The sequence below is a fragment of the Streptococcus sp. 10F2 genome, assembly GCF_054331515.2.
In genome coordinates this window covers 1-1409 of record NZ_JBTGGE020000106.1, presented here as the reverse complement: position 1 = coordinate 1409, position 1409 = coordinate 1, and the positions used below count along the sequence as shown (strand labels likewise).

Annotated in this window: 1 pseudogene; it reads right to left on the bottom strand. The window is 48.3% G+C overall.

Annotated elements, in window-relative coordinates:
• Positions 1-1409: pseudogene (locus ACXM1Q_RS09215) on the bottom strand (hypothetical protein); the annotation flags it as partial.

Sequence of the window (1409 nt, the reverse complement as noted above, 5' to 3'; positions counted from 1 at the left end):
GGAGTGTCTACACCTGGGTTATTTGGATCCACAATTGGTGGTGGAATGTAACCCTTGGTTGGATCTTCTGGATCAACTGGTTTCAACGGCTCTGTTGTTCCTGGAACTTTTGGCTCATAGCCTGGGATGTATGGCAACGGTGGATTGTCTTCTGGTACCAATGGTGTTTCATCATATGGTACTGGTGGACGATCTCCTGGGTTGTCTACACCTGGGATATATGGCAAGTAGCTTCCTGGTTTCTGTGGTTTCTCAGGAGTTGGTGTTACTGGCTCATACGGTACTGGAGTGTCTACACCTGGGTTATTTGGATCCACAATTGGTGGTGGAATGTAACCCTTGGTTGGATCTTCTGGATCAACTGGTTTCAACGGCTCTGTTGTTCCTGGAACTTTTGGCTCATAGCCTGGGATGTATGGCAACGGTGGATTGTCTTCTGGTACCAATGGTGTTTCATCATATGGTACTGGTGGACGATCTCCTGGGTTGTCTACACCTGGGATATATGGCAAGTAGCTTCCTGGTTTCTGTGGTTTCTCAGGAGTTGGTGTTACTGGCTCATACGGTACTGGAGTGTCTACACCTGGGTTGTTTGGATCCACAATTGGTGGTGGAATGTAACCCTTGGTTGGATCTTCTGGATCAACTGGTTTCAACGGCTCTGTTGTTCCCGGAACTTTTGGCTCATATCCTGGGATGTATGGCAACGGTGGATTGTCTTCTGGTACCAATGGTGTTTCATCATATGGTACTGGTGGACGATCTCCTGGATTGTCTACACCTGGGATGTATGGCAAGTAGCTTCCTGGTTTCTGTGGTTTCTCAGGAGTTGGGCTTACTGGCTCATACGGTACTGGAGTGTCTACACCTGGGTTGTTTGGATCCACAATTGGTGGTGGAATGTACCCCTTCGTTGGATCTTCTGGATCAACTGGTTTCAACGGCTCTGTTGTTCCTGGAACTTTTGGCTCATAGCCTGGGATGTATGGCAACGGTGGATTGTCTTCTGGTACCAATGGTGTTTCATCATATGGTACTGGTGGACGATCTCCTGGGTTCTCTACACCTGGAATGTATGGCAAGTAGCTTCCTGGTTTCTGTGGTTTCTCAGGAGTTGGGCTTACTGGCTCGTACGGTACTGGAGTGTCTACACCTGGGTTGTTTGGATCCACAATTGGTGGTGGAATGTAACCCTTGGTTGGATCTTCTGGATCAACTGGTTTCAACGGCTCTGTTGTTCCCGGAACTTTTGGCTCATAGTCTGGGATGTATGGCAACGGTGGATTGTCACTTGGTTCCTCTGGAGTCTCGTCATATGGTACCGGTGGTTCATCTGTTCCTGGTTTGTTTGGATCATAGCCCCCACCTGGTGTTTCTGGGATGTATGGAATGTACTTACCAAGTTCCTT